Origin of the sequence: Echinimonas agarilytica (assembly GCF_023703465.1) — a bacterium.
Lineage (GTDB): Bacteria > Pseudomonadota > Gammaproteobacteria > Enterobacterales > Neiellaceae > Echinimonas > Echinimonas agarilytica.
Map to the genome: position 1 here is coordinate 339,302 of NZ_JAMQGP010000002.1, position 23,194 is coordinate 362,495.

Here is a 23,194-nt window from a genome sequence, read left to right on the forward strand (position 1 = left end):
TCATCGCCACCATTTACGTGGCTGGGTACCTTTATTTTTTTGCGAAAGCAGGAAAAGAATCCCTATTGTCGCAACCGTTTGCCATGTTCTTTGGCTTTTATTGGTTACTCCACGTTTTTATGCCGAGCCTTCAATGGCACGTTCAGTATTTCAGGTACCCTGGCGCTAATGCATATCAAGAGCCTCTTTATGTGCTCTCTATGATTTTGTGCTTTTTGGGGATGATTGTGACGCAATTGGCCTACCGGTATTTATTTCAAGATGGCATGCGAATTAGCTTGAAATATAAAACATTTGAGCTGCGAACCTTTGGTGTGTTTTTCGTCTCAGCGAGTTGTATTTTTGCTACTGGCGTTGCATTCGGCGCGAAGCAAGCATTGGTGATTCTCTCCGTCGGTTTTGAGAATTATATGGCTGACCGTATTTCTTTTGGTGTGGGAGGCGGTATAAAGCTGCTGCTTGCTCACTGGATGTATGTTTCTGTCATCGTTTTCTTCTTTGGCTTTAAGGTATACCAAAAATTTGTTTGGCCTCGGCGCCTTTGTTTGTTGATGGCGACTATCGCGTTTTGTTGCACACTTTTGTATTACGGCCTGAATAGTAATCGAAATTCAGTGTTCATTCTGTTGCTCAACCTGATTGTTGTGTGGCGCTTGTTCGTGACCCCTGAAGATCTGAAAGCAACAAAAGCGAACAATATTAAATTGGTTCTTTTATTGTCTGTGATGGGATTGTTTTTCGCGGTCGCAAGCAGTCTGCGATATGACACCCACCCCGCCAAAGGCGGTGAAGATAAAAACGTCGCAGAAAAAGTAGTGAAAACTCTCAATGGTGGTTTTGGAAATCATGAAAACATTGTTTGGTTATTGCATAACCCTCAACCGTTACTTTATGGAACAACCTATGTTGCGGCCTTTGCTAACTTGATCCCAAGATCATTTTGGCCTGAAAAGCCTGTTGGTGGTGGGCCGGTGATTAAAAATATGATTTGGCCCGGCTCCTATCAGGTGGGTCGAAAAGGAAACTCTAGTCTCACCACAGGTTTTTTTACTGAAGGGCTGATGAATTTTGGATATCTGGGCTTTTTAATTGTTCCTGTGTTGTGGTCATTGTATTGTAAGCTGCTTGCAACGGTTGCTAAGAACCAGAGTAACCCACTGTGGGCATTAGCATTTACGTTTTTGTTTTTACAGGCGTCAACAGCTTTTATGTACGGCGAATTTCTGGGATTTTTTGCTCGTGTGGTGTTGTCTGTCTTTCCCGTACTTGTAATCGCAATGTTGATGTCAGCATTTCGTTTGGATGACTCAGAGGATAATAAGTCATGAAGCAATTGGTGCAGTATTTGGACTCAGGAAAAACCGAACTTGTGGATGCGCCTGATCCATCACCAGGAAGTCATAAGCTCTTGATTGATAGCCGTTGTACTTTGGTTTCTGTGGGCACTGAAAAAATGCTGGTGAGCTTTGGTAAAGCGTCCTACCTAGAAAAAGCGCGTCAACAGCCAGATAAAGTGCGCCAAGTGCTCGACAAAGTTAAAACAGATGGATTAATGACAACGGTTGATGCGGTGCGTTCTAAACTTGCAGAGCCTATTCCATTGGGATATTGCCATGTGGGTACGGTGGCTGAAATTGGAGGCAAGTGTCATCAATTTCAAGTCGGCCAACGTGTGGTTTCCAATGGCGCCCATGCCAGTCGTGTGTGTGTGGGGGAAAATTTATGTGCAGCAATTCCAGACAATGTAACGGATGAACACGCATCATTTACTGTTCTTGCGTCCATTGGTCTTCAAGGTATTCGTTTAGCTCAGCCCACACTAGGCGAAAAAGTGGTGGTCATAGGGGCCGGCCTAATTGGTTTGATGACGATTCAAATGCTGATTGCCAATGGCTGTGAAGTTTTAGCCATCGATTTTGATGAAAGCAAGCTTGAATTGGCCCAACAATTTGGCGCGCGCACTTGCAAAGCTGGTAACGATGGCGAATCGGTCAAAGCCGCACTGGCTTTCACTTCGGGCGTTGGGGTGGATGCTGTGTTAGTGACTGCATCCACACAATCTAGCCAACCGATGAGCGATGCTGCGACCATGTGCCGCAAGCGAGGACGAATCGTCTTGGTAGGTGTGACGGGCCTTGAGCTTAATCGCTCTGATTTTTATGAAAAAGAACTGTCTTTCCAAGTGTCATGTTCATATGGACCGGGCCGTTATGACGACGATTATGAACAACAGGGTCAAGACTATCCGATAGGCTTTGTAAGATGGACTGAACAACGTAATTTTGAAGCCGTGTTGCAACTAATTTCCTCAGGAAAACTAGATGTAGCGACTTTAATTAGCCATCGATTTAAGTTTAATGATGCCATTGAGGCTTACGATCTATTGACCAGCAATTCAGCTGTTCTTGGCGTGATTTTGACTTATCAACCCACAGAGCCAGTGGTCAAAGTTGATTTAAGTACAGGGCTGGAAACTGGCAATCAAGCGATTGCAGGAAAGCCTGTCATGGGAGTTATTGGCGCGGGTAACTTTTCCTCCCGAGTGTTGATTCCTGCCTTGAAAGCAAACAATGCAAGCCTACATACCTTGGTTAATCGCGGTGGTCTATCAAGCACAATTCATGGCAAAAAGGCAGGTTTTCAGTTTGCTTCTTCCTCGACGGACGACGTGTTTGAACAAAGTGCGATTAATACCGTAGCGGTATTGACACGACATGACAGCCATGCGGAGCTCACAGAGCAAGGGCTTCAGCAAAACAAAAATGTGTTTGTTGAAAAACCAATTGCGATTAATCACGAGCAACTACAGCGCGTAAAAGATGCACATGCTGCCAGCAGCGGTATCTTGATGGTCGGATTTAATCGTCGCTTCTCGCCCTATGTTGTGAAAATGAAATCACTGTTGCCAAGTGATGCTCCAAAGTCGGTTGTGATCACCGTGAATGCAGGCCACATCCCTGCTGAACATTGGACTCAAGATTTAAATGTGGGCGGTGGCCGATTAATGGGAGAAGCGTGCCACTTTATTGATTTGGCGCGTCATTTGGTGGATGAAGTGATCATCGAAGCTAAGATATCCGTCACACATGACACGCAACAACAAGTTGATGTGCCAGACAGCTTCACTATTTTGTTAACGCATGCCGACGGCAGTCACTCATCCATTCATTACTTGTCCAATGGTGCTGCGTCATTTCCGAAGGAGCGAATTGAAGTGTTTTGCCAGGGCAAAGTATTGCAACTCGATAACTTCAGAAAACTAGTTGGCTTTGGTTTTAATGGATTCAAAAAGCAGTCTGGCTGGCGTCAAGAAAAAGGTCATGCACAAGGTATTTCGGCATTTTTGAATGCCATTGAAAAAGGCCTTCCATCTCCTATTGATGCCGAAGAGTTATTTGAAGTCGCTGCGTTAAGTATTGATTTATCGGAACAAATATCAGGGTCTTAGGTGTCGAAATTTTTAAAGCTTAAAGCGTACTCTGACTTAGGTATTAAAAACTTGAGTCGGGTTCACTTCTATCGAAAAGGCTTGGCCAATGGGCGTTATCAACGCCAAATGCCGGTGAATACGATGGTGGGGGCTAAATCTCCACTTTTCCAACTCTCGTTGCCGAAAACAAATCACGATAAACCTTTAAATGATTCACCTTGGCTCCATCAAAAAGCGCTTTTTTGGGGGGATCAAACTGTTGATATCGAAAGCTTCCCTGAGTGGTGCTTTTCTTATTTAACTCAGCGCTCAGTGAAGCATTCAGACCGCCATTGGACACAATTGCCTGACTTTGATGAAGAACTTGGTGACATCAAGGCTGTTTGGGAATTGTCGCGGTTCGATTGGCTGTTGGTGTTCATAGAAACAGCCATTGCCCATCAAAACATCGACTTACTCTATAAAGCTAATCAATGGTTGAGCAATTGGTGCCAACGAAACCCCGTCAATCAGGGGCCTAATTGGAAGTGTGCACAGGAAGCATCATTGCGCTTGCTTCGAGTGCTCATGGCTGCAAGGTTACTTGATCAGCTGACCGAGCCCAGCGATGCATTGGTAGATTTTGTAGAACAGCATTTACAGCGAATTGATGCCACCCTATTTTATGCCATTGCCCAAGACAATAACCATGCGACGAGCGAGGCTGTCGCACTATATGCAGGGGGCAGTTGGCTTAGTCGTGTGAAGCCAAAGCACCGCCGTGCTCGCAATTGGTATCGCTCTGGGCGTCAGCTGATGGCTAGAGCAATGAAACGCTTAGTCGACAGTGATGGTTGTTTTAGCCAGTATTCCGTGAATTACCATCGAGTCATGCTCGATACGATGAGTTTGGCCAAAATGTGGCAACATTGGTTGGGTTTACCTGAACTGCCGAATGTGGTGATGAAACAGGCAAAAAGAGCGAGCACTTGGCTGGAAACTTTGTTGATACCTGAAACGGGTGACGTACCTAATTTGGGCGCTAATGATGGTGCATTATTTTTTGCTTTTAGTGCGAATCACTATCGCAATTTCGGTTCGTCAGTTGCTTTGGCGAATGTACTGTTTGGCGATGAGCGTTCAATTCAAACTCCAAAAGCAAATGTGTTGCTTGAAATATTTGAAGTAGAGCACCAAGAAGCACGGGGGACTCAAATTCACGACCTTCGGCGCAACGGGCTTGCCGTCCTTTGTGGTGGGAGGTGGAAAGCACTACTTAGAGCTCCTGTGTACAAATTTAGAACCCATCATGCTGACGGAGGCCATATCGACTTATGGCATGGGGGACGACCCGTTTTTCTTGATTCAGGCACATTCAGCTACTTGTTGCCAGATCACCGGATGAACCAATACAGCGGAGTGTGGGGGCACAACACGGTGGTGTTTGATGAGCGAGACCAAATGCTACGTGTTAGTCGCTTCTTGTATGCCGCGCAGCCCAAGATCAGACGTTTCAAGCAATCGCATCATCACGCTGAGCTTCGATATAAAGATTGGCTGGGCGCTGAACATACCAGAGCCGTAAAGCTGGATGAGGAAACATTTAGAATTGAAGATCAGGTCAGAGGTTTTAAAAACCAAGCTGAGCTGCAATTTAGGCTGCCCGAGCAAGATTGGCTAAGGCAAGGGAACCGAGTCACGTTGGAGCGAGTGACGCTTGACTTTGAACTCCCAGAGGAGGCTACGCTTGAAATTAGAGACAGTGAACATTCATTGTTTTACGGTGCCAGTTCACCCGCCTTATTGATTCGAATTACTTTGTTGAAAGCAGGGCAGGTTGTGACCCGCGTATCGCCATTGTAGTTAGCCATCCATACCAAGCAGAAGGGTTGCAAAACCAAAGTAAATTAATACTCCGCTGGCGTCGACAATGGTGGTTACCAACGGACCTGAAGCTGTAGCTGGGTCCATTTTTAACTTGGACAAGATAAATGGCAGACAAAGCCCTATCAAGCTCCCTACAACCACCACAAAAAACATTGAAATGGCAACGACAATTGCAATTTCAGGGCCGCCACGAAGTAGGCCAAGCAAATAAACGGTAGCGCCCATAGTCAGACCCAGCGCGCTTGCCACAAAAGCGTCGCGGCCAAGGACTTTTGCCCAGTCTTTGAACTCCACATCACCCGTTGCTAGGGCTCTTACCATCAATGCCGCAGCTTGCGAACCGGCATTCCCGCCACTGCCCACCAGCAGCGGCATAAAAAATACCAACGCGATTTGAGCGGCAATAGTATCTTCAAAAAAAGCCAAACCTGCGCCCGATAGCAGAGCACCAAAAACGAGTAACACCAACCAGCCGACGCGTTTCCTGTAGAGCTCCCAGAAGCCAATTTGACTCATTGGTGTGTCGAGTGCAGAGACAGACGCTGATTTTTGTGCATCTTCTGTGGCTTCTTCTTCCGCGGCATCCATTGCATCATCGTAGGTGACAATACCGACTAGTCGCTGATTGTCATCGAGCACTGGCAGAGCAAGTAAATCATATTTTCTGATGACTTTGGATACATCCTCTTGATCGCTCGATAGCGAAATAGAAACAACTTCAGTTCGCATCAGGTCTTTCACCAGCGCGGTAGGGGAGCACAAAATGAGTTCTTTTAAAGAAACAGTGCCGAGCAACTGGCGAACTTCGTCGATGACATAAGTTTGGTAAATCGTTTCTTTATCGGGGGCTTCTAAACGTAGCTTTTTCAGCGCTTTTTTTACTGTCCAATCAGCCTTCAGCGTGGCATAGGAGGAGGTCATGATAGCGCCAGCTGTCTTCTCTGGGTAACTCGCTAATCTGCGAACATCTTCTCGTTCAGCTTGTGCTAACCCGGGCAACAATGCATACCGTTGATCCTCCGATAGTTGGTTGTATAAATCGGCGCGTTTGTCTGCTTCCATAGTGGAAAATAGAGCTGCGAGATCATTGCGATCCATAAGTTCTGCGATATCGGCTTGTTGTTGATTACTCAAATAAACAAATAATTTGCCTTGCGATGGTAATGAGAGCAGTAGGAGCAGGTCGAGCATGTCAGCGACGCTAAAGTGCTGCATAACGCTGGCAAAATCGGCTTCATGCATTTGATCCAACAGCGTTCTAATATCGCGTTTATTCCGCTGTTTGAGCAAGGCTACAAGCGTTTCTTGAAGTACAGAAAAGTCCATACAGTCATTCCTTAGGAAACAAATTGAAATCAACAATAACAATTAATAATGTTGTTTTTGAGTTGCATCGCTATACCAACGCAGAGTGTTAGGCATTGTGGAGATGTCTAACAATATGAACGATTTACCCTTTAAATTATGACACAGCGCAACTGAATCACACATGAACAGCGCATATTAGTAAAAATTCACTAACCTTGTCGTTAGGTTGTGTTGAATATTGGAACTATCGATTGCTTCTTTCCTTCATGCTCAAAGTGAAACAAATCTCTGTCCGAAGCGCTTGCTCGATGCTTATCTGTACCGCTTGGTTTGCAGAGGCCGCTTCTATTGAACTTTGGCACTCTCACCAAGCCCATAATTTTATTGAGTTACGCGCAAAACAATTCGAAAAATTGACTGGGCACCCTGTAAGGGTCGTGGCCTATGACTCAGAAAAATTCAAAGCCGAACTATTGCTGAGTGCTGCAACTGGCAATTTGCCAGATATGATTTTTGTCCCGTCTGATTATTTAGGCTTATATGAAGAGTTGAAATTGATGCCTATTGATGAAGAGATCGCGCAGCTAGATATTGAGGAGAAGGCTTTAGATACAGTCACTATCGATGGAAAGTTTTGGGGAGTTCCAATTATTCAAGGAAATCACCTGCTGTTGTACTACAACAAAGAGTTAGTCAAGAATCCAGCCAACTCTTGGGACGAATTAGTTAACCAGAAGAAATATAAATTCCCAGAATACAACAGTGTTGTGGGGATGAATTACAACGCAATGTATTGGTTTGTAAGCTTTTTAGGAGCCTACGGAGGCGCTCCGTTAGACGGGGGGGTAATCACATTGGATACGCCTGCGATGAGGAAAGCGCTTCAGATGTACAAAAGATTAGCGACCGAAAAAATTCTGAATTCAGCATGTCTTTATGAGTGTGCGTTTGATGATTTTGTGGCGCATCAATATCCATATGCAATTAATGGCGATTGGGCTTACTCTGCGTTGAAAACCAAAATGGGTGACAAGCTTGGGTTAGCGACCTTACCTGAACTCTCCATTGGCCCTTTGAGATCGATGAGCGCAACGCATGCACTCGCTTATCCTAACGTTCGAATTAACCCAGAGCATCATCAAAAGCGACATCAATTTCATCGTTTTTTACTATCGGAAAAAACGCAGCTGGATAACTACGAACGCTTTCATTTATTACCGGTTAATTCGAGCGTCATGAAGCAGGTTACTCAAAACTCGAAGGGTGACTCCAATACTATTTTAAAGCAATTTGAAGGGTCTGTTGCCATGCCTAGTAGCGTACAAATGGCAATTGCATGGCAAGCTATAGCACAGGGCTTTATTCGTTTTTCTGAGCAAAATTATTCGGCGCAAGAAGCGGCAACCTACATGCAAAATTTGGCAGATAGAGAGCTCAATAAAATAATGCGTCACAAGGAGCTGTAACTTCTAATGAAGCTAAGAAACTTGCTCAGCCTGTTTAGTTTTGCCATAGCAATTTTGCCAATTGTTACGATTTCGTTGTTATTGCTATATCAGCAGAACAAAAGTATTGAACGTTCAATGTCAGAAGATTTCAAGCAAACGATGGTGAATTTGGAGCGCGATGCAGACTTTAATATCGAACTTTTTGCCAATGCATTCAAAGTTTTTACGCGAGATAGAAGATTAATACTAGCGTTGGAAAATTTCTTATTTACCGGCATCGCTCGTAAAGAAATGGCAGAATTTTCTAGTCAAAGAAGGTTGCTTACATCTTTGTATTTGATGAATCGTGATTTAGACGTCGTAGAAGAATACAAGGGTCGAATATCAGCACTAGAGCAAAGTACATTGTTGAGTGAAATAAAAGACACTCAGCAACAAGGTAAGTTATCGACCGATTACTTTTATATTATTCCTTTTGAAAACCAAGATTTGATTGTCAAAAACAAATTTTTTCAGCATGAAATTGATTCTCCCTATGGGTTAGCTGTTGTCACACCTTTATTTTTAAATATTTTACAAGATGGCTCTAAGCAAGAGCCTGAAGGTTTTTTGATTGCAGTGGTCTCGGTGGATGCTTTATATCAAGTGATTGAAAAGCACCTCGCTCCAACAGAGGGGGTTGAAATTATAGGAGACAAAGGGCGCGCATTGATGAGTTCATATAATGGGAATTGGCATGAAGAGGGTTCCGGTTACGCCAATGTGGAACAACAAATTACCATTGGTAACGATTTTATAGCCAACCCCATGTCTTTTAAGTTAGTGCTTCATGCGGACAAAGAAGCTAGAACAGAGAGCTTGAAGCAGTCGTATGAAACGGTCGTGATAGGGGTGTTGCTGACACTTCTTGTCACTTTGATTGCTGTGATTCTACTTTTTCGTCAAGTCTCCGCTCCTTTTGCTCGACTCGCGAGCTCATTGAAGGGGTTTAGTATTGGCAATTACGAACCCGTAAAAGAACAAAATAGGTTCATTGAATTTGAAGAAGTTCGGCTATTGCTGAATCAAATGGGAGATACTATTAGAAAGCAATTCTCTCATTTAGAAGAAAACAATGATGAGCTTGAGCGAGCCAACCAGTTAAAAGATAAGTACCTTGACGATGTGAAAACTTTAAACGCATCGCTTGAGCAGCGAGTGGCGGAACAAACCAGTGAATTGCGTTCAGCTTTGAGTCGTGAAGAGTCAAATCGAAATGTATTGGAGGGTATTGTAGACGTTAGTATCAAGCTTCAGCGAATCGGTAAGCGTCAAGATATGTTCTCATTAGCCGTTGATTCATTGCACGAAATTATGGCGAAGGTTCCAGTCGCTTTTTACTTGGGTGCGAGTAAATATGGACAATCTGATTATTATTCGGTTGCTATGGATGCCTCAGATAACAGTTATATTCGCTGCAGCTTAAGCCGTTTTGACTATCGTAAATCCAGTGCAGTACCTAGGCAATTAGACGGCATGAGCACTTCATATCAAGTGTTTACAATGGGAGCCAGAGACGACTTGTTTTTAGGAGCGCTAGTGATGAAAAAACAGGATGTCACTTCTGATGCTGTCGCTATTATTGGACTGTATGCGAAGCAAGTCAGCACGACTTTAGATGCGCTCCAACTCAAATCAGAGTTAGAGAATGTTGCCCGAACCGATGAGCTCACGAACTTACCTAATCGCAAAGCATTTAACGAAGATTTGAATTTGGTGAGTCATCGCCATGTTCGTTATCCTCAAAGTCATATTGGAATGTTTGTGATTGATGTCAATGGTTTAAAAAACACTAATGATAAATTTGGCCATGATGCGGGTGACAATTTAATTTGTTCGGTGGCCAATATGTTGTCGCGCATCTGCCGGCAATCCGATCGGGTTTATCGATTGGGAGGAGATGAATTTGCAATTTTGATTGCAGAAGGTTCCGATGAAAGCTGCCGTGGAATGATGGCTCGATTAGTTCGAGAAAATGAACGGCAGGTACTTAGTGTGAATGACAAAAGTGGTAATAGTTCACGATCAGTTGTGAGTTTCAGCACGGGGTATGCTTCTACAGAATCGGTTGTTGTCGCTGACTTATTTCAAGTGGCAGACGCACAAATGTATCGGCAGAAAGAAGCGTATTATCAAACCAAACTTAATGATTAAGGTCAGGATTTTTCTCCCAGCTAATGACACATGTTGTTTTAGCATCCTAGCTTATCACGCCTTTATTTTTTCTGACCCAGTAAAGCCTCAATGACTCCATAAATAGTGAGCTTATAGGTGAAGTAAAGCACATAAATGAAAACGTTTTCTTAGTGGCTGTTCTCGGCTGATTTATACTTGGAATAGATGTGATTTAACGATGAAACATTTGATACTAGATTGACAATGGAGCAGTTGAGAAAGACTATGTTTAGGAACAATTTACGTTTACCCCTAAAGTTGATTGCTTTGGGAATCTCCAGTTCATTGATGATGAACGCCTCATATGCTGAAATTATATTCAATGCCAAGGTAATGGGGCCTGTCACCAATATTTATTCGATGAAAGAGAGTGGAGAGCTTAAGGCGCTGACTCAGAATAAGTATTGGCGAGATGTTCAACAGGATGTGAGTCAAACAGGGCAAGTTATCTTTGTTTCCAATCGCCAAGACGAGTTAAAGCCAGACATACATCGCACCTCAGAATCGCTTCACTTGTACCTACGACAATCAGCAACAGGGCACGTTGAACAAATTACCGACGGCAGTTTCAATAGTGTCGAGCCCTTGTTTAGCCCCAATGGTCAGTATGTGGTGTATAAGCGCGTCGCGAAAGGCAAACCGAATGAGTTGGTTGTAAAAAGCTTATCGCCCGTCAATTCATCGCAAGTTCTATTGTTGGCATCCCAAGTAACCGGGTTTAGCTGGTCTCCATCTGGGGATTCAATTGCTGTGACTTATGTTGAATCGGGTATCTCAAAATTGTCGCTCTTGGGGCTGACGAATCAGCAAGAAACCAACCTTCTTAGGGTTCAATGGTCGAGTAAAGAACTTGAAAGTACATCAAATAAAATGGATGACGTGTTTTCTGGGCAGTATGTATCGCCGAGCTTTTCGCCTGATGGTCAATACATTGCGTTCATTCGACACCCCAATCAGCAATCGTCATTTCGTCAGTTGAGCGTGATACATTTGGAGACTGAAAAGGTGGTAAATATGGCGTTGCCCAAGGCTCAGGTTCAAGCGCCTATTCAGTGGAATGACGCAAGCGATCAGTTACTTTACTCTGCATTGGTCAATTATCGTTTTCGTTACGACGAATCAAAAATGGATCGGGTGTACGAAGGTGCAATGGAAGTGTTTGAGTCGAATTTAAAAGGGCAAACCAAACAGTTAACAAATTCAGGAGCCATGCATTTTCGACCTGTTTATTCGCCGGATGAGCGCCAAATTGCTTACTTGTTTTCCGACCGACTTGGAGATAACAGGCAGTTTGCGCTACGAGTGATGACATTAGCAGATGCTCACGAGAAGGAGTTATTTAATAAGGTATCTGTGCAATCTACTCTGATTTGGCGCTGATACTTCATCATAAAAAAGGGGAGCAAATGCTCCCCTTATACGGATTAATAAAGCCGTTGCAACTTAGTCAAAACGAAGTTTGATGGACGTTGCCGCATCAATTCGGGTGACCTTAACCGACGTCACTCCAGCAAGGCTTTGGCTCACAAAGTGACCTTGCGCCACATAAGAACCCCCAGCGTGCTCTACTAACACATCAAACTCACCGCCGTTGTTTTCAACGTATAGGTTCTGCTCGATAGGGTTTGGAAACTCCACATGAATGGCCGCTTCACAGCCAAGATCGATTTCCACTTGTGTTCCTTTTGCTGCAATAACAACAGGTTGAAGTGGGTCGATGCCTGGGCAATCATCTCTCGGTGGTGGTGGCGGTGGTGGCGGACCCGCAGGATCACTTGCTGCTGGGTAAGCTTTGTCAATGAGTACTGCAAATTGCTCAGGGAACCAACGTCCTGCATGCGGAGCGTTCTCCATGCCGCCCGTGCCAACTGCATTGTTATAACGGTTAGGAGCGTTTGGATCACACATGGGATCATGTTGCTTTGCTGGGTCGTTTGGATCAGGCTCAAAGTCAGGATCACTAATGCCATCTGATTCTCCCGGTGGTTTCACCCAGACAAAAGCGTCAATTCCTTCATACGGTGCTGCCCAAGGTTTGAAGCCAATGCCTCCTGGTTGGTTACACCAGTTTCCGCGATGGAGTCGGCGATCAACACGAGACTCGTTGACAAAGGTGTCAATGTCGGTTGCACTGCTCACTTGCGTTGGACGTTCAGCGCCACCCCAGCCATTTCGAGCGGTATCGATTAACATGCCCAACGATTCCGGAGCGCCAAGTTCGATCATGGCTAAACGCCAATCTTGAACATATGCCTTCTCTTCTAAGTAGTCATTCCACTCATAAAAGTCCGCGGAGCGAATAGGGAAACCAGCAAATGCTAGGTTCGCATCTGGCATGAATGGTTCTACCACAGGTGTATAGTTCGCTGAGTTTGAAATGAAACCATTGATGCTATCCCATCCTTTGTCAGTGCCTTTAATCACATCTGCAATCAATCGCGAACCAGCAGCAAAGTTATCGGACCAACCTAGCCAACCTGAATGAGCAATATCAACATATGAATAGATATTGTCTATCTGGGAAAGCTGATTTAGGGCGTAGGTAATTCCGTCACGGTATCCACCGGGGCCGTCTGCTTGCGAACAATCGGATTCTGACAAATTAGTGACAAGGTTTGGCAATGAATCCACTTCGATAATTGCGACGATGCGAATATTGCTGTATTTCGGATCAGATACAATCTCTACAATTGGCGCAATGTATTCGTCTTGATAGCGCTGGAAGCCATTTTCATCAATTCTGAGCTCACCATTGGAGGCTAACGCAGCACAATCTCGATTGGGTAAGTCATACACAACAAACATGAACATGCCTGCGTTCTGCTCAAGCGCTTCGTCTAGGTGGCCGCGCAAACCAATTCCGTCGGTGATTGCTCCGATACGATCCATCCATACGGCAGTGTTGTAACCCGAAATGAGATCCCCATTGGGTTCTGCTGCTGCCTTAGCAGACCAGATTGGATCAACATAGTATTTAACGCCAACAAATGGATTGTCGACACGTTCGGCTACGTCACCGACAAATATGCTGACGATGGTGGTAGAACTTAACTCGCCATCAGTCACAGTCAACGTTGCTTGGTAGCTGCCGTTTTCCGTGTATGTATGACTGGGTGAAACACCTGTTCCCGAAGTTCCGTCACCAAAATCCCAGCTATATGAGAGGTTATCAGGACCGTTATCTGGGTCGGAGGATTGCGAAGCATCAAAGTCTACGTCAAGTGGCGCAGAGCCGCTTACAGGTGATGCTGATGCACTTGCAATAGGTGCCTCATTTCCCACAGCGGTGATGGAGATACTTGCGGACGATTCCTTTTCACCATCACTGACTGTGACGGTTGCTAAGTAAATACCAGCACTGTTGTAAGTGTGACTTACCATATCTCCACTTGCAGTGGTGCCGTCACCAAAGTTCCAGCTATAAGTAAGGTTACCATCGGGGCCGTCTGGATCGGATGAGCCTGTCGCGTCAAACATCACGCTCAATGGTGCATCGCCTGATGTGATATCTGATGTTGCGACAGCAATCGGGGCTTGATTTGCGGGAACACAAATATCCCCTAAAATGTCTGGAACTTCGGCAGCCTCAGCACCTTTTGTGCCGGATATCCCAAATTCTGCAGTGGCTCCCGGCGCAATAGAGCTGTTCCAAGACAATCCTTCCGCTGAATAGGGGTTAGTGCCTGCAATAGTAGCATTCCAGATGCTTGATATTCGGTTGTCTCCTGAGTAATTCCAACTGATCTCCCAGTCGTCGATAGCTGTATTGCCGTCATTAGTGATACTAATTTGTGCGACAAACCCGTTGTTCCATTCGTTGTCAACGGTGTACTCACATTGTGCTGCATAAGCTGATGATGCAGACATAGATAGGAGGGCAGCACCTATCGATCGTCTCAACCATTGCAGTGCGTGTTGTTGTTTCATTTTTCGTCCTCAAATTGATTCCTTCAAATAGGGATCACGAATAATTGCGTTTCAATGAAATCTTCATTGTGTGTGCGTCACGCCTATTCATGGCGCTGGCCAGTCAAAGCTAATCAAGAAATCTTGAAGGGTCGTCAAAAGTAACGAATAAAAAGTACTAATATAGGCATGTGTTGAAACTTGTACCTAAGCTTTTTCGTAGTTTTTACATTTTTTGGATGGATACTGAAAATATGAAAGATAACGCTGTTTATCGTGAAAATAGTGGCTTTTTTCGTTCCTAGGAGGGTAAAAGAGAATTATTTTCAATGTTTAAGTATTTAATTTGAGAGTCGTTAATTTGTGCTTTGTCATGCATTTTTAATGCAATTTTTAGTTAACTTATTGATTAAAATTGTACCTATGAATCAGATGGTTAAATTGTGATGTGGGTCATTTGCTGAAAATAAAATGCTGTGAAAGACTTAATTGGGAAGAATTCTAAAGCAGTTATTAATTTGGGCTTCTACACTTTATTCACTCTGATTTTAGTAGGTGTCAATTACAAATGCTTCAACTGGTACTTTTTAATTTTCATGATGTCATATTGTTCATTACAGTGTTTCAATGTCTGTTCTTCTCGTGCTTAATTTTTTATACCAGCTCAGATAGTCAATTCAGCAATCTTCTGCTGGCTGGATTACTACTTTGTACCGCAGCCATCCCGGTCGACACTCTGATTAACTACGGTGCAGGAATGCGAGAGTGGATGGTGATGCATCATCCTAATTGGTTTTATGTATTTGAGTTTGGCTACTGGTTGCAAGGCCCTCTTTTGCTTTGGTTTGTTCGGTCTGTCGTCTACCGTAATTTCAAATTGGGGTTGTGGGATACGTTATATGTGGCCCCATGCGTACTTTACTTTGCGCATCAACTTGGCAATTACCATATGTTGTCAGATGACTTGAAAGCCCACATCCAACAAAATTATGACCTGTTGAGTAGTGAAGTGGCTATTTTTTATTTGACTCTCGTGCGTGAGTTTCTTCGCGTGTTTTTTGGCTACAAAGCCGTGATGGAATTGCGCAATTATCAAACTAAGTTGGGCCATCGTTCCATACAGCTTCAAGGTCATGCGGTAAAAGGCATGAATATATTGGCTTATGGCTTTCTGTCTGTTTGGGTCATTGCTTTTTTGATGAGTGCTTTAATTCTGCTTTCTGTGGAAGGGATAATGGCCGTCAGTGTAGGGTGGTTGGGTCTTTCTTCAAACTACGTTATGTGTGCGTTAGTGAGCATTAGTATGGCGCTGTTACTTGATTACAGCAAACAGCTTTCTGAAAATGAACAGATTAATCCTCAACCGGTGAAGTCTGTGAATCAAGTTGACCCTCGTCATGTGAAGGCTCTCGAGTCACTCATGGCGACTGAAAAACCGTATTTGGAAAGCAACTTAACTCTCGAATCTTTAGCGCAACTCATTCGTATCTCGCCAAGAAATCTTTCATCGATTATCAATCGTCACTACGGGTGTAATTTTTTTGAATTCGTAAACAAGTACAGGATCGAAGCGGCTAAAGCCATGTTGATTGGTAATGATTCTTGCAGAGACACAGTACTCGATATCATGTACAACTCCGGCTTTAAGAGTAAAGCGACCTTCAATAATTTCTTCAAAAAATCAGAAGGCGTCACCCCTCGAGAGTACAGAAAACGGCATGCTCAACTTGAACATGAAGAGGCTTTGTAGACCGTTATTTAACCCATTTGTCGTTATCATCTACATTAGAATGAACTAAATTACGCTGCGTTGTATTAACACGTCAGGATGACTTCATGAAGATACCCCGAAATGATCGATTAGTTTTTGGAGCGGCCGCCGTTGGTGTTTTGATTTATATGATTGCGGTCTTCATCCAACATCAAATTCTAGAGCAGAGCATTGAAAATTGCCGTTACTACGCTGATGGCAGAATTGAAAGCTACCTCCATTGTGATCGTCACGACCGTTCCTGTTTTGAGCTGGGCTCAGATAATATTGCGGTGCCGCCTGATTTTATGGCGCTGTACATGAAGGGCCGAGGCGAACGTCAAGCGTACGTTCAAAAGTATTATCGCTGGTATCTACAATGCCTTGAAAGTCATGATTAAAAGTTTAAGCTCCAAATCTGCGCTTGGAATCCATACTCTGGTTTGACTTAATCCCTGAATATTTGAGTTTAAAAAAAGGCCTCCCTCTGAAAAAGAGAGAGGCCTTTTTAGTACTCATTAACGCGTTTAGTGATCAAACTCTATTTCACTAGTCAACATCGCATGGAATGTTGTTCAATGAGAATGAATCAACCTCTTTTGCTGCTGTATTGTTGGGCTTAGACGCTTGAAAACCGAATGTGAGTGTCCCGCCGTTGGCAGCGATTGAACCATCCCATGTTCCCGGGGCTCCGCTGGCATGCATGACTTGTCCGGTTTGCGCTAATATGGAATTCCAGCCCGACGCAAGTTGCTCTCCGATTCCTAAATTCCAATGCAAATTGTAGCCGTCTATCGAATCTTCTGAATTATTGGTGATAACAACTTCCACGGTAAATCCAGTGCTCCATTGCTGGTTGATGTTATAGCTAATCGAGCATACGCCAGAGCCTGCAAATAAAACTGGGGTTTCAGCTGACAAACTGGCGGTATTGCCGTTGGCATAAGTCGCTTTTGCTTGTAACACCAATGTTCCGGGTTGAACCGGCAACCATGTGGCATCAAATGGTGGTGTTGATGACTCAGCAACAAGGACACCATCTGCCAAATATTCAACCTTGGTAATGCTTGGAATATTGGTTGAGATAGACAGGGGGATTGAATCGGTGACAACGGCTTGTCCGGCTTGAATTGATGAAAACTCCAATTCAATAGGTTGCCCTTGAGACGCTGTTTCTGATTCATCAATTTGAAGTAGGTACGCAATAAGATTTCGTTTTTGTGTTTGATTCAGGCCGGAAAACCCATGACCATTACCGATGTTCATAACGTCATCGAGCGTGTTGGCTGCTCCGTCATGAAGATAGGGTGCAGAGTTCCACAAATCCTTGAGAGTGGGGGTGTCGAGGCCTTGCAATGGTATGCCGCGACGTTGATCATTCACATTCGAGATAGTGCCTACATCATGCATCAAGCCTTGCGGACTATCGGTAAATGAAGCCCCTGTGTGACAGCTCCCACAGCCGGCATTTTGGAAAACAAGTTTACCAGCCGCTCCATTTGTGGTTAGGGTACCGTTTGCACTGCGATAAGGGCTTTTGCCAAATTCAGTGAGGCTGCTAACGTATGCTGCGAGGGCGTCAAGATCGGCTGAGCGTCCTGATTTGGGAGCTCCTAATGGATCTCGTGTGGCGTTGAAGTCAGTCGTTGAGAGAAATCCTGAACCATTGAAGCCGCTGCGAATGTCGTTTTCAAAATCTTGAATTTCATCAAAATTAGCGCTCCAGTGAACTCGGCCATGAGCCATACCTCCTCGGCCGTTGAGTGCAATGGTGTTGCGTAAACCCTCACCGCGATCGGAGAAGTCCCAGACTTGGCCGTCTGAGTCACCCTCGGTATGACATGTTGCACAAGTGAGGTATCCGTCGAGCGCCATTCGTGTATCTGCCGCGTTATAAAATACCTTTTTACCTGCAAGCACTTGGCTCGATAATGCTTCCGAACTGACAGTATTAATGGTTGTAACCAGCGGTAACGAACGTGTGCCTGATGTCAGCAATGCATCGGCGTCGAGCACTGATACAGAGCGGCCCATAAAGTTTTTCACAAAGACGCGGTTTGTGTCTTGATCCACCAAGATCGATTGAGGTGCGAGTCCTACATCAGCCTGTAGAACTTCCGTGCCATCGCTTGGATTTAATACAACAACCCGATTGTTCCCTTGCATCGCAACAAATAGATGTGTGCCATATGGGCTAAATGAAACTGCCGAAGGTTGGGCGTGATTGTCGATATCAACTCGACTCGATTGCTGTTCAGTATTTTGAGTCGCATCAATCGTCGCCATAACGCTTCGTACCGTTGTTTCAAATGTTAGTGGGTCTGTGCCAAAGAAAGGCCCACGATCCACATTGTCTTTTTTGCCGACTACAACAGACGATTGCCCATCAGGATGGAACGCCACGCTGGCTAGGTAATTGGGAAGCCCGCTGCCATCAGAGCCTGTGTCGGGAGTCGTGATGTCATTGGTCAGCACAATGCTCGTATCGAGCATAAAGTTAGACAAGTTGATGTTCCAAACTTTTCCATCTTCTTTGGAAATGAACCGGCTCGCCATCATTTCACTGCCGTCACTTGATATCGCCATAGCTCGCACGGTTGCTTCGATGTTGACGGTTCCAGTTTCTGCGAGAGTTGACACATCAAACGACTTAATTTGTCCTTTGTTGCTCAATGAAACATAGATGGTGTCGCCACTTGGATTCGCGACCACATGATATGGGTTTGAGCCGTAATCGAAATCAAACGATGTGACTGAGTTGCCGTTTGATAGGCGAATAACCTTAACTTGATCGCTCTTAGAGCAAGTAACCCAAGCATTGTCGTCTTGATCAATAGTGACGCTATTCGGCAAGTCACAAATGCTGTATTCGGCTTGCTTAGTGAGTGTGTCTGCATCAATAAATGACACGGTACCATTATCTGGATTAACTACGGCTAGAGTTCGAAGCGTGGTGCTCAATGCCATTTGTCCAGATTGAGTCGGTTGTCCAGAGATAGCATCGCTGACGACGACAATGTTACGAGCAGCTCCGGCGATATTACCCACATTGTCGCGCACCTGAGCGGTGACATTGTAAAGCCCTGCATCAGTAAAAGTATGGCTGTAGGTGTTACTTGTCGACCAAGCTGTCGAACCCTGACCCACATCCCATCGATACTCCAATGCCGCATCAGAGTCATCTGTTGCTGTCACTTCAAGAACAACATTTTGCCCTGCTTGGATCGGCGCATTGCTGCCGTATGTGATGGCCGATACATCGGGTGCAAAATCGGTGTTGATCTCACTGCCGGTGGAAAAGTAGTAAACGAACTCATTAACGCCATTACCGGCAATGTCTTTAAGCCCGCCTTCAACCAACTTCACCTCATAGGTGGTATTGGGCAACAACATTTGCTTGGGAATAAAGTTAAGTACGTGGTAGGAGTTCCAGGTGATATCGCCTTGAATCGATTGTCCTCCAATGGGCCTAATTTGAATGGTTTGATCATTGGCCGTGCGCTCATCGATCATCTCAGGAATCGAGAAACCAATGACAGTCGAAACTGGGTTTGATGTTGAATTAGCCGAAGGGCTGTGAAATCCAATTTCAGGGCCATTTTCATCGGGTGTATCTTGATGTTGGTAGAAAAAGGTGCGGCCCGCTCCGCCATTGGAACCTGTGCCGACTACCGCGGGACCAACGGGCATCCACTGATAATCTAAATAGGTTTCAGGCCATCCCGGAGCGGTAAAGGTTTGCGCTATTTCGCCTGTTTTCATGTTGATTTTGACCGCAATGTCGGTGTGACCGGCAAAGCCAAAATCATCTTGGAAGTACATATAGCGGCCCGCTGACATTTCAGATGTCTTGTAACCGGTTCTACCATTTTCGAAGGTATAAGGCTTTAAGTCAGTTGGATCGCTAAAATCGACCATCGCCATATTGTTACCGTTGAGATTGCCGTCAGTGCCGTTTAGAAATACGATTTTGTCTTTCCAAACATGGTAGGTGGTGGTGTACTGCTGAAAGCCAGAGCCGCTGATAGAATCCAAAAATTTAATGTTTTCTGGATCGCCTATATCTAACACGGCAATACCGGAGCCTGTGGTGGTAAATAGCAGGTTACCGATTCGAAACCTAAGACTGCCTTCCGCGCCATTATTAGTGTCAAAGGTCGCGGTAATGGCATCTACATTTACACTGGGATCGTTGTATCTACTGTCGTGCACATTGCCACCGTTGGTACCGGTGGGCCAAGTTTCTAGCAGCTGCCACTTTTGTAGACCTTGCCCGCCTTCAGCGATGGGCACGGGTACATTAGAGTTGGTCCATGGCTTCAAATCGAACATGTTACTCATGTCCATAAAGTGATATCCACTGCCAGTGATTTCGGGCGTTGAATATTCTCGCCAAAAAATATCAGTGTTAAGTTTCCACCAACGGTGGCCGTTGTCGCCGTAGTCTTGTTCGTCTAGTAACACCGGATTGGTCACATCAGAAATATCCCATAGGGTGGTTTTACCTTGCCCCATGATGTAGAGATAACCACGGTGAAACTGAACCATGCGGCCACCGTAGTTCAAAAATTTTAAGTATGTTCCAGCAGGGCGCGCGGTGTTGTCCACGCCTGGGCCATTAGTACCGTCTAGCTGGGCTAATGCAACACTTGATAGCAAACAGCAGGTGCTAGCAATGATGGCTTTGTACCCAAATGCTGAGTTGTTCATAGTGATTCCTTGTGTTCGATAAATTTTCGTTCACTAACCTCAAGCGTTTTGTATTGAAATAATCTTGCTTGAGTGAGCAGAAATTGCTGCCACTTCAGCGGTGGCATTGATGAACAATATGGATGTTTGGCTACTGATGTTTCGACCTTGAATCGGGGTATTTCGTAAAATCAACTCTCTAAACTCAAAGTTATACTTTGCTGGTCCAAAGTAGAACTTTGGCAAAAATCTGATGGTGCAAAGAGTTGTGATCCGTGTTGCTTGGATAGCAGCCTCAACTGATTCAAACGTGATGTTTCTTGCAGAAAAACTTTGAATTTTGAATTAGCCACCGGCGCTGCCCAAAAATGATTTGTCTATGAGTATTTTTTTCTACGTTTCGTTCATTTTTCATTTCTGTTTTGAAGTTGCACCAACTTAGTCCTCTATTCGGACGACCTCCTCTTTGTTGCTTGTCATGCTGACTCTGAACTCCGGAATAGCTGACGTTGTGCATGGTGGGTGTACTGAAATTTCGGGGTTCTTCGCTACTGAAATAGTCGAACTTGAAAATAGATCAATTGAGAACTTATTAAAAAGTGCGTGATCTGCAGAGTTTACCCCTTGCTGAATCGCGACCAATGGAGATACAAAATGTTTAAGCAGAAAGCACTGGCCATAGCAGTGATGCTCTATACCGGATCATCTCTTGCAGCAGAAGTGACTCTTGTTGTGGATAATGATTGGGGGGATGGCTTTGTTGGCAAAGTCGTCATTGATAACACCGACGGTGACGCTACGGTACAAGATTGGCAGCTCAGCTGGGAATTTGATCGAGAAATTGAGCAAATGTGGAATGCGACATATACCGCGACGGGGAATGTCATTGAAGCTGACAATTTAGGCTGGAACGGTTCTATTCCTGTCGGTGGTATTGTTGAATTTGGCTTCAAAGCGTCTCCGGGTAACTATTCGGGCCAGCCTATATTTGAACTTAACGGAAACTCAACGGGCGGTGGTGATGGTGGAGGAGATGGTGGCGGAGACGGTGGTGATTTACCCGGCGTTGTGGCCTGTGGTGTCGACCCGACTGAATTCCCCTCCAATGACGACTGGCTGACAACAGACGGAAACCAAATTGTTGATCAAGATGGAAATTCAGTATGGATCACGGGTGCTAATTGGTTTGGACTTAACGCTTCTGAGCGGGTGTTTCATGGCCTTTGGAGCGTGAATCTTGAAAATTTGGTAGAGCAAACTGCTGCTCGAGGCATTAATTTGATTCGGGTTCCGATTGGCACCGAATTAATGAAAGAATGGATGAACGGTGAATTTAACGATACCAATGTTAACTTGTCGACAAATCCAGATTTGACGGGCAAAAACAGCTTAGAAATATTTGATCAATTTTTGTCTGTGGCGAAAGCGTGTGGCGTAAAAGTGATGATGGATGTGCATCACCCCGATCAAAATAATTCAGGTCACACATACTGGGGATGGGAAAAAGGAAACATTACTGTAGATGACTTCTACGACACTTGGGGTTGGTTTGCTGAACGATATAAAAATGACGATACCATCGTCGCCTACGATCTACAAAATGAGCCCCACGGTATTCCAAATGGAAGCTTGGGCAATGACATTAATCGTCAAGAGGATGAAAGTTGGGAAGAATATTGCCTTCGTAAGCCCGAAAGTGAGATGACGGAGTTTGCAAAATGGGATGGCACTACGGACTCTAACAACTGGAAACATGTTGCTGAAACAGCCGCAGCTCGTGTGCTTGAGGTGAATCCGAATGCACTCATCTTGGTAGAAGGGATTGAGGCGTACCCTCGTTACGGCAAATGGGTGAACAACAAGTCTTCGCCAATTCCAGGGCAGGGTGATCAGTGCTATGACTTTAATTGGTGGGGCGGTAATTTACGGGGTGTGGCTGAACATGAAGTCATGGTACCCGGTCATCAAGCGCAAATTATGTATTCTCCTCATGACTATGGCCCGTTAGTGTATTTACAGCCTTGGTTCCAAACTGAATTTACGCGAGACAGTCTTCGTGAAGATGTTTGGAATCCTAATTGGCTCTATATCCATAACAACAACATTTCTCCACTATTAATCGGTGAGTGGGGCGGATTTATGGATGGCAGCATTAACCAGCAATGGATGGAAGCGCTAAGAGATGAGATTGTTGATTTGCAGTTGCATCATACATTCTGGGCCATTAACCCCAATTCCGGCGATACCGGTGGTTTATTGAAAGACGATTGGCTGACATGGGACGAAGAAAAGTACAGCCTGTTGAAGCCTGCGCTTTGGCAAAATGGTACCAAGTTCGTTGGTTTGGATCATCAAGCCAAAATTGGCGGTACGGCTGATGTAGGTATATCACTCTCTGAACACTATGAATCGCCTTAAAATAGATAGAGCAGCAATGTTGTGCTGCTCGAACCCTATCACTCAGGTAAGCATAAGATGTGTCCTTTTTTATGCTTATTGACCTGCCTCCACTGAGTGACGCTTGCCTCGACGTTAGCTACAATGTCGAGGCCTTTTTGCACCAAAGCTTTTAGTCAAAGTTTT

12 protein-coding genes are annotated in these 23,194 nt (G+C 44.7%); 9 read left to right on the plus strand and 3 right to left on the minus strand.

Going from position 1 to position 23,194, the window contains the following annotated elements; all coding sequences use genetic code 11:
* The first annotated feature begins 65 nt into the window (after positions 1 to 65).
* Genes NAF29_RS05845 through NAF29_RS05855 form a run of 3 tightly spaced genes read left to right on the plus strand, consistent with a single transcriptional unit; the run spans position 66 to position 5,272 of the window.
* On the plus strand, positions 66 to 1,328 hold the full coding sequence (locus tag NAF29_RS05845; RefSeq protein WP_251260558.1) for a hypothetical protein: 1,263 nt from the start codon (positions 66 to 68) through the stop codon (positions 1,326 to 1,328).
* Complete coding sequence (locus NAF29_RS05850) at positions 1,325 to 3,448, plus strand: bi-domain-containing oxidoreductase (protein ID WP_251260559.1); 2,124 nt, start codon at positions 1,325 to 1,327, stop codon at positions 3,446 to 3,448. The genes NAF29_RS05845 and NAF29_RS05850 overlap by 4 nt, the downstream gene beginning before the upstream one ends.
* Positions 3,449 to 5,272 carry an alginate lyase family protein gene (locus NAF29_RS05855; protein ID WP_251260560.1) on the plus strand — a complete coding sequence of 608 codons (1,824 nt, stop codon included), beginning with the start codon at positions 3,449 to 3,451 and terminating at the stop codon, positions 5,270 to 5,272.
* Here the strand turns inward: NAF29_RS05855 and mgtE are convergent, their stop codons facing one another.
* Positions 5,273 to 6,622, minus strand: a complete 1,350-nt coding sequence (gene mgtE, locus NAF29_RS05860; RefSeq protein ID WP_251260561.1) for a magnesium transporter — start codon at positions 6,620 to 6,622, stop codon at positions 5,273 to 5,275.
* Between the two features lie 233 nt (positions 6,623 to 6,855).
* Between mgtE and NAF29_RS05865 the strand changes: the two genes are divergently transcribed.
* From NAF29_RS05865 to NAF29_RS05875, 3 genes are all read left to right on the plus strand, one after another.
* The gene (locus NAF29_RS05865; RefSeq protein WP_251260562.1) at positions 6,856 to 8,070 is read left to right on the plus strand and encodes a sugar ABC transporter substrate-binding protein; all 1,215 of its coding nucleotides are present in this window, start codon (positions 6,856 to 6,858) and stop codon (positions 8,068 to 8,070) included.
* Positions 8,071 to 8,076: 6 nt separating this feature from the next.
* Positions 8,077 to 10,245, plus strand: a complete 2,169-nt coding sequence (locus NAF29_RS05870) for a GGDEF domain-containing protein (protein WP_251260563.1) — start codon at positions 8,077 to 8,079, stop codon at positions 10,243 to 10,245.
* 246 nt (positions 10,246 to 10,491) lie between these two features.
* A complete protein-coding gene (locus NAF29_RS05875) occupies positions 10,492 to 11,646 on the plus strand; it encodes a TolB family protein (protein WP_251260564.1) in 1,155 nt (384 codons plus the stop codon).
* Between the two features lie 63 nt (positions 11,647 to 11,709).
* Here the strand turns inward: NAF29_RS05875 and NAF29_RS05880 are convergent, their stop codons facing one another.
* A complete protein-coding gene (locus tag NAF29_RS05880) occupies positions 11,710 to 14,193 on the minus strand; it encodes a glycoside hydrolase family 6 protein (protein WP_251260565.1) in 2,484 nt (827 codons plus the stop codon).
* A 547-nt stretch (positions 14,194 to 14,740) separates the two neighbouring features.
* Between NAF29_RS05880 and NAF29_RS05885 the strand changes: the two genes are divergently transcribed.
* Positions 14,741 to 15,922 (plus strand): helix-turn-helix domain-containing protein, encoded by a 1,182-nt coding sequence (locus tag NAF29_RS05885; protein WP_251260566.1) that lies wholly within the window; start codon positions 14,741 to 14,743, stop codon positions 15,920 to 15,922.
* Positions 15,923 to 16,008: 86 nt separating this feature from the next.
* Positions 16,009 to 16,323, plus strand: a complete 315-nt coding sequence (locus NAF29_RS05890; RefSeq protein ID WP_251260567.1) for a hypothetical protein — start codon at positions 16,009 to 16,011, stop codon at positions 16,321 to 16,323.
* Between the two features lie 148 nt (positions 16,324 to 16,471).
* On the opposite strand, the gene NAF29_RS05895 is transcribed toward NAF29_RS05890, so the two are convergent.
* On the minus strand, positions 16,472 to 20,632 hold the full coding sequence (locus tag NAF29_RS05895; protein ID WP_251260568.1) for a cellulose binding domain-containing protein: 4,161 nt from the start codon (positions 20,630 to 20,632) through the stop codon (positions 16,472 to 16,474).
* Positions 20,633 to 21,265: 633 nt separating this feature from the next.
* On the opposite strand from NAF29_RS05895, the gene NAF29_RS05900 reads away from it, so the two are divergent.
* Positions 21,266 to 23,029: a cellulase family glycosylhydrolase gene (locus NAF29_RS05900; RefSeq protein WP_251260569.1), complete on the plus strand. Its 1,764-nt coding sequence runs from the start codon at positions 21,266 to 21,268 to the stop codon at positions 23,027 to 23,029.
* The last annotated feature ends 165 nt before the right edge of the window (positions 23,030 to 23,194 follow it).

Excerpts from the sequence above, each read along its gene's own strand:
- NAF29_RS05850 (WP_251260559.1), top strand. The coding sequence starts at position 1,325 with ATGAAGCAATTGGTGCAGTATTTGGACTCAGGAAAAACCGAACTTGTG.
- mgtE (WP_251260561.1), bottom strand. The coding sequence starts at position 6,622 with ATGGACTTTTCTGTACTTCAAGAAACGCTTGTAGCCTTGCTCAAACAG.
- NAF29_RS05870 (WP_251260563.1), top strand. The coding sequence starts at position 8,077 with ATGAAGCTAAGAAACTTGCTCAGCCTGTTTAGTTTTGCCATAGCAATT.
- NAF29_RS05875 (WP_251260564.1), top strand. The coding sequence starts at position 10,492 with ATGTTTAGGAACAATTTACGTTTACCCCTAAAGTTGATTGCTTTGGGA.
- NAF29_RS05880 (WP_251260565.1), bottom strand. The coding sequence starts at position 14,193 with ATGAAACAACAACACGCACTGCAATGGTTGAGACGATCGATAGGTGCT.
- NAF29_RS05885 (WP_251260566.1), top strand. The coding sequence starts at position 14,741 with ATGCTTCAACTGGTACTTTTTAATTTTCATGATGTCATATTGTTCATT.
- NAF29_RS05890 (WP_251260567.1), top strand. The coding sequence starts at position 16,009 with ATGAAGATACCCCGAAATGATCGATTAGTTTTTGGAGCGGCCGCCGTT.
- NAF29_RS05895 (WP_251260568.1), bottom strand. The coding sequence starts at position 20,632 with ATGAACAACTCAGCATTTGGGTACAAAGCCATCATTGCTAGCACCTGC.
- NAF29_RS05900 (WP_251260569.1), top strand. The coding sequence starts at position 21,266 with ATGTTTAAGCAGAAAGCACTGGCCATAGCAGTGATGCTCTATACCGGA.